This window comes from Bacillus cereus group sp. BfR-BA-01355 (genome assembly GCF_022663675.1).
GTDB lineage: Bacteria > Bacillota > Bacilli > Bacillales > Bacillaceae_G > Bacillus_A > Bacillus_A thuringiensis_S.
The window spans coordinates 1-6343 of the sequence record NZ_JAKUFY010000179.1; the positions used below are offsets into that span (position 1 = coordinate 1).

Sequence of the window (6343 nt, forward strand, 5' to 3'; positions counted from 1 at the left end):
TTCATCTAGAAGTCGGCAACTCCTCCACAAATAGTAATAATTCATCTTAAATCGAAAAATTTATAAGAATACGTTATTCTTTCTAATCTAGCTTGTTTAGAAAGAATAACGAATTTTAAATCAATAAACATGTACGTTCGTCTCTATCAAAATAAACTAATAATCAATTAAATAGTGCAATTTTAATTATTAATCCTACTGAATCATATTAATAAGCTGTTTTAAATCTGGTCGATTCCCAATACGTTGTGATTTAGGTCTTGTTTGTGCATCTTGCTGTGGAGAGCCCGAATTTCTAAGCATGTTTCTTACACGTATAGGAGTCAACGGACTTTGCCCGCGAGCTTTTACAATTCCCTGAAGACAAGCGATTGTTCCTACAACAATTGGCGAAGCACTAGACGTTCCACTAAATCTATCTGTATACCATGAATCCTCATTTACTCCTCTTTGTAAATCACTGTATCCAGTAGTCGTTACTTCTCTTCCCCAGGCTTGTGTATCAACGATAGACCCATAATTTGAGAAAGGAAGTCTAGATCGATCAGGTCCATGATCGCTACCATGAGTACCTGGTGGAGGCGCTCCAGCTCCTACTAAGATAGCACCCGAATCCCTTTGACTACGGTTAAATCTGTTTTCATAAATTGGATCATCTAAATCTTCAGCTCCATTGCCCGCAGCCCCTACTACAATAATTCCTTTAGCAGTAGCAAAGCGAATTGCTTCAAAGTCGTCTTTCCACCACTCCATAGCAATGTATCCTTTTTGATCAGGTCTATCTTGAAAATTAAACCGTGGTCCAGGTGCATGTAGTTCAATAAGAATAATATCTCCAGCACCGAGAGCATTAGCAGCTTGTAAAATTGCATTTGAAGAAGTTTGATTTTGCCCAAAAACTGAAATTGCATGTATTTTTGCGTTTGGACTAATTCCGGTCACACCTTCGCCATTTTCATCACCACTAATTTCACCTATTACAGCTGTGCCATGATTCCTCCACCCTAAATCAGAAGATGGTGTTCCTGCAATAACTCCACCTTGATTTTTTCGTAAATCTTCATGGGAAAATCTCCACGCACCTTCAATATCTACTATATTTACTCCATTACCTTTTCCTCCAGGGAAATTCCAAGCATGTCGCGCATCAATTCCGGCTGGAGCTGCATTTAGATAACCTTGTCTAAAGCTCAAGTCTGGAGTAGCTCGGATTGTAACATCCGTTTTAGGTTCTACAGCTAATTTTGCAAGTTCCGGAGCAGGTTTAATGTAAGCATCTTCAACTACACTTGAATTGCGAAATTGCGCTACAAGTTCTTCCAATTTCTCATCAGGAGCAATCACTTTATAGTACTTAGAAAAATCAGGAGGTTCTATATCACTTTCAAGAGATACTGTTTTAATTGGTTGTATTTGCTCCTTCTCGAAAAGTGGCTGAATTTGAACATCCTGAGCAGCTAATAAACCTATAAAATCATCTGTTTTCTGACTGTCAGAAGAGGAGGTTCCTAATTCACTTAAATTTACATTTGATTTAGCTATTATAATCAATTGTCTAGACATAAAAAATTCTCCTTAGTATTTTTTATTTATCTACATATTGTTAGTCTTTAAACAAAAATTACATTCGGTAAAAAATACAATTTCTATATTTGAAGAGTTTGTATTCAATTTCTTAAGAAAAAACTACCAGATTTGCAGAAAACTCTGTTATAACTAATCCAACCAGCAGAATTACATAAATTTCAAACTCATTGGGTATTCTCAAGTTTCAATGTTAAAACGTTCGTAACACCTGGAACTTGCGAAATTTCAAGGAGTGCACTCCCTAAATAAGAAGAAGACGTTGCATTAACCTGAAGGATTACTCCCTTAGCTGGTGTTGTAACTCCAATTACCAATTGTTTAGCATTTCCTAAAGACATACTTCTTAATGCTTCTGTACTGATGTTCTGTCCTTCAACCAAAATTAAACTTTCAATCATAATTTGTCCTCCTAACTGCTACTTACACCTTTGTTTTTTTGTGTTCGAATGATGCTTTATTAAATTTGGACCCTGTTGATTTTTTTTTACATTACTCCAATATCCTTTACGACCTTCAATTTTTATATTCAACGATAAACAATTATTCTAGCTTATTACATAATATATTTAATTAGATTCATTAATAGTTGACCAATATATAAAAAGTATGATTTAGTTTATAAATCATACTTTTTATATATTGGTCAAATTAAATCGCGATCCAAAATTAAATCACCTACACCTTGAATTAAATGATACTCAGGTGTATTGATTTCTGCACTTTCAGTTAAACTATTTGGACGAAAGAAAAGAGGATTGGTTTTATATAATAAATCATTAAACTCTAAACCAGTCAGTTGACTAACCGTATTCAAAGGAACTTGGTAACTTTCAAGTGGTTTAAACCTTCTTCCTTGATTATCAAACCAAAACTCATCTTGTTTAACTAAAAAAGCAACTGAGCGTAATTTTTTCTTAGAATCAATAAAGAACATAGTTTTCCAAAAACCCGCCGGAATTTGAATACCACAACCCAAATTACCATTTTCGCCACAATATTTTCTGTCGTTTTCAGTAAAAATTGGACCTGTAAAGATGGAAATTTTTCTTGATGGATTGTCATCATGTTCAAGAATCCATTCTTCAATATCATTCCAAATTCCTTGATTAACTTCGCAATGTTGTAAAACAATATTTCCCCAGCAAAATGAATCATCATTTCCTTTCTTTGCTTCTTCTACACTTCCCCAACCGACATCCTTTCTTCGTACCATATGTCCCCTATCCCAAGGATTGTTTCGATATAATTCATTTCCAACCTGATTTTCCTCACCTATACAAGGAGCGAAGTGCCACACATCGGTCCTTTCTATATTTTTCATTAAATTTTTATCAACATTATTAGCACCATAAATTAAAAACTTGCGCCGCTTATTCATTATTAAAGAAAAGTGTGTAAAATTAAAAACTTGTCCATTATTTAAAGCTTCTTCAGCAGATTTACCAACAAGTCTTGGCAATTCTATTACATGTTCTGCTCCTAGAAATTCAGTATTAAATCCTTCACCGATACACATCTTGACCATCCTCCTAAAGCTTAATATATACCTTCACTACTCTGCTTCAACTCTATTTGCTTTATATGAATCGAATGTCTATTAGAAGTTTCTTTATGTTCTGTACAAAAATCATTTGTTTACTAAGACTAATGCAGGTAATCTTCTATTAAAGCGTATAGTACGAAGAATAATTATTTACATAAATTTAAAACCCATTCTGTTTTTAGTATGTCTTTCTCTAATAACCATTTTTTCTCACTAAGAAACTCTTTTAATTGTTGATGTTGTTGAATTGCAATATCCTTCTCGTTGAATTTTTTCAAAGATACTTCAACAATTACTTCTGAGCAACTATCCATTGACCATATTTCTACTTTCAATTTATGTCCTTGCCATTCTCCTGTATATTTCCTTTCAAATACAGGACCATATACAATTGCTTCATTAATTCTATCCTGAGTCGTACCACCCATCTTCCAATTCTGAAACTCTTCGGGAGCATTTTGAAGGAATTTTTCACGTAACTCTTGAATTGATATTGGGTTTGAAGAATCAGGTGCTGTGTTGATAGCATCAAAAGAAAGGCTTAATGTCTTTTTTGTAAATCCCCAATCCACTTCAGGTTCAAATTTTGTACTATTTAAATCAAACCCATCTTCTTTTGCTTGTACTAACATCGCTTCAATATCATCATTGGTAATCGGGTATCTTTTTTTATATGTTAATTCTTGACCATCATCAACTTTACGGTTTCGTAAAATCCATCCCACTTGATACATTTCTTTATTTACCGTATCTATAAATTGAATGTACCGTTGCTCAGCTTTTGTAATGTTAAGTTCTTTTTTTACACTTTCCTGTAATTCATACTTTTCATTTAAAATTTGATTACTTTGAAGAAAAAATTTAACTTCATACTTAATCGGATTTAAAACTTCTGACATGTTATCATCCTTCTTATATTATTTTTATTAAAGATATTCTTAAGCCTTATTAGAAACATAAGCTGTTAATATGAAAGTAAAATCAGCTAATGAATCCTTAATCAATTTAGTATATATAGTTAACATTATTTAAAGATCTGTATTAGTTTTGAAGCTTAAAGTATTCTTTTAAAAGGGTACTTTAAGCTTCAAAGAAACTAATTCTAGAATATGCTAATAATTAACAGCCAAAAAACCTATTTGGGTTTCTGGGAATTTCTCTATCAAAAAGAACTGCTTTCTTGTTTATTTTACATTATTTTAATTTAACATTATGATGCAACGATTTTTCATCCCAATATAAAACCTTTATATATTTATCGCATTTGTAATACACGATATTTTCAGATGTACCTGACACCCATTTTTTTATAAATCTTTCAGCTTATCCTTTAGAAACTATTAATGTACACACCTGTTAAATCAAGCAATCCAATACCTTCTGTTTTATTCTTTTGCTAAATCTAATAATCCATTGCCTACTTTTCGTTTAGACTCATTAAGAGCTGTTGTTCGTTTAATCAATTGTGCATAAATTTCATCCTCAGACAATATTCTGCCAAACTCATTTTCGCTTTCACAATGTTTAATGATTAATGCTGCCCCACCTGATATATGCGGAGTTGCCATTGAAGTCCCACTTAATTTGGCATATGTTCCATCTTTATACGTGGAATAAATCTCTACTCCAGGCCCAACTAAATCTACATTTTTGTTTGACTGACTAAAACGGGCTGCATTTTTATTTAAATCAACTGCACCAACTTCTACAACCTCAGGATATGCACCTGGGTAGCTTAACTCATCAGTCGTATCGTTACCATCTCCTCTATTACCTGCTGCACAAACAACTAATACATCATTATTGACTGCATTTTTCACAGCTTGATGTAGTTCTGGATTATTCTCTGGTCCTGATAAAGACATAGAAATAACTCTTACTTTTTCTCCATTAGGGCCTCTCCAGTTTACTGCGTAATTAATCCCATTTATTATCCATTCATAAGCACCCGATCCATTTGGACCGCCTAGCACTTTAACAATAAGTAGCTTAGCTTGTGGGGCAACTCCTAAAACACCTTTATTATTTTCTGTAGCAGCAATCGTTCCTGCTACATGTGTTCCATGACCATTCATATCAGTATAATTATTTGGATCACTATTGTTATCAGTAGTAAAATTTCTTCCTCCAATAATGCGGTCCTTTAAATCTACATGGTCAATTTGACAGCCTGTATCTAGAACTGCAACCACAACATCTTTTCCTTTTTCACTTTTTTCCCATGCTGCCGGAGCATTTATTAGTTTTACACCTTCAGGTATTTCACGAACTTCACTAACAACCTCCAACACATCAAAAGGAATTAATCCTACCTCGTTTTTCTTTACTTCATTTGAATTATTTTGACTCATATCTTCACCTCATGTAATAAATTTTGATTGTTTTTACACAATCAAAATTTATTCTCTACATGTATCTCACTAAATATGTAACTTATTTTTAGATTACTCTAAAAATCTAGAAAACGATAATCTCCAAAAGAAATTCTCTTAGTTTAAAAATTAAATGTATGTCAGTTTATTTTCCCAAAAATCCTTAAGACTTAAATTAGAACTTACCAATAATCCACCGTGAACATTACTAATTTCCGTGTATTTCTAATACTTTATCAAAGAGAGATTGACACTCCCACGGCTAAAGCCGCAAGTCCTACACCTTACGGTGTAACGGATGGGATTCTTGAATGACTAAGCATTCGCAGTCCATTTCTGTTTTGAACAGCCTTCAAGATGAGGGTGTGCCATCACCCCTCCTAAGACAGACCATATAGGTTCTTAGGCTGATTGACTATTACCGCCAACCACAGTTGCGTAGCGAATATTCATCGCCCCAACGATATCACGATGTTTCTCAAACCCACATTGGCATTTGTATTTTCTGTCTTGCGCCTTGTTCTTATCAGAACATTTCGGACATGTTTGACTTGTATAAGAAGGATTCACATATTCGACCTTTATGCCAACTAATGTCGCTTTGTACTCGATGAATTGTGCTAAACGATGGAATGACCAAGTGTGTAGATTTTTTTCGTTTTTACGGCTTGTTCGTGCCGTCTGTCTAATGTTTGTTAGTTGCTCTAATCGAATGACAGAAATATTATTATCCGTTGCAAAATCAACGATTCCACGACTTACTTTGTGGTCTTGGTCTTGCATCCATCTTTGTTCTTTATCATCAAGTTGACGAAGGGCATTCAGTTTCTTAGCTTCTCCG

At 33.8% G+C, this 6343-nt stretch carries 6 protein-coding genes; all 6 read right to left on the reverse strand.

What is annotated here, in order from left to right; genetic code table 11:
- Nucleotides 1-195: 195 nt before the first annotated feature.
- Nucleotides 196-1563, reverse strand: coding sequence for a S8 family peptidase (locus tag MR167_RS29815; RefSeq protein ID WP_078994731.1), 1368 nt, complete (start codon nucleotides 1561-1563; stop codon nucleotides 196-198).
- 188 nt (nucleotides 1564-1751) lie between these two features.
- Nucleotides 1752-1985, reverse strand: a complete 234-nt coding sequence (locus MR167_RS29820; RefSeq protein WP_000573034.1) for a hypothetical protein — start codon at nucleotides 1983-1985, stop codon at nucleotides 1752-1754.
- Nucleotides 1986-2230: 245 nt separating this feature from the next.
- A complete protein-coding gene (locus MR167_RS29825) occupies nucleotides 2231-3103 on the reverse strand; it encodes a DNA/RNA non-specific endonuclease (protein WP_078994732.1) in 873 nt (290 codons plus the stop codon).
- A gap of 173 nt (nucleotides 3104-3276) precedes the next feature.
- Nucleotides 3277-4029: a hypothetical protein gene (locus MR167_RS29830; protein ID WP_242316118.1), complete on the reverse strand. Its 753-nt coding sequence runs from the start codon at nucleotides 4027-4029 to the stop codon at nucleotides 3277-3279.
- A 486-nt stretch (nucleotides 4030-4515) separates the two neighbouring features.
- The gene (locus MR167_RS29835) at nucleotides 4516-5481 is read right to left on the reverse strand and encodes a S8 family peptidase (RefSeq protein ID WP_078994734.1); all 966 of its coding nucleotides are present in this window, start codon (nucleotides 5479-5481) and stop codon (nucleotides 4516-4518) included.
- A gap of 423 nt (nucleotides 5482-5904) precedes the next feature.
- Nucleotides 5905-6343 (reverse strand): RNA-guided endonuclease TnpB family protein (locus MR167_RS29840; protein WP_242316119.1); only part of this gene is annotated, 439 nt, incomplete at its 5' end.

Excerpts from the sequence above, each read along its gene's own strand:
- MR167_RS29815 (WP_078994731.1), bottom strand. The coding sequence starts at position 1,563 with ATGTCTAGACAATTGATTATAATAGCTAAATCAAATGTAAATTTAAGT.
- MR167_RS29820 (WP_000573034.1), bottom strand. The coding sequence starts at position 1,985 with ATGATTGAAAGTTTAATTTTGGTTGAAGGACAGAACATCAGTACAGAA.
- MR167_RS29825 (WP_078994732.1), bottom strand. The coding sequence starts at position 3,103 with ATGTGTATCGGTGAAGGATTTAATACTGAATTTCTAGGAGCAGAACAT.
- MR167_RS29830 (WP_242316118.1), bottom strand. The coding sequence starts at position 4,029 with ATGTCAGAAGTTTTAAATCCGATTAAGTATGAAGTTAAATTTTTTCTT.
- MR167_RS29835 (WP_078994734.1), bottom strand. The coding sequence starts at position 5,481 with ATGAGTCAAAATAATTCAAATGAAGTAAAGAAAAACGAGGTAGGATTA.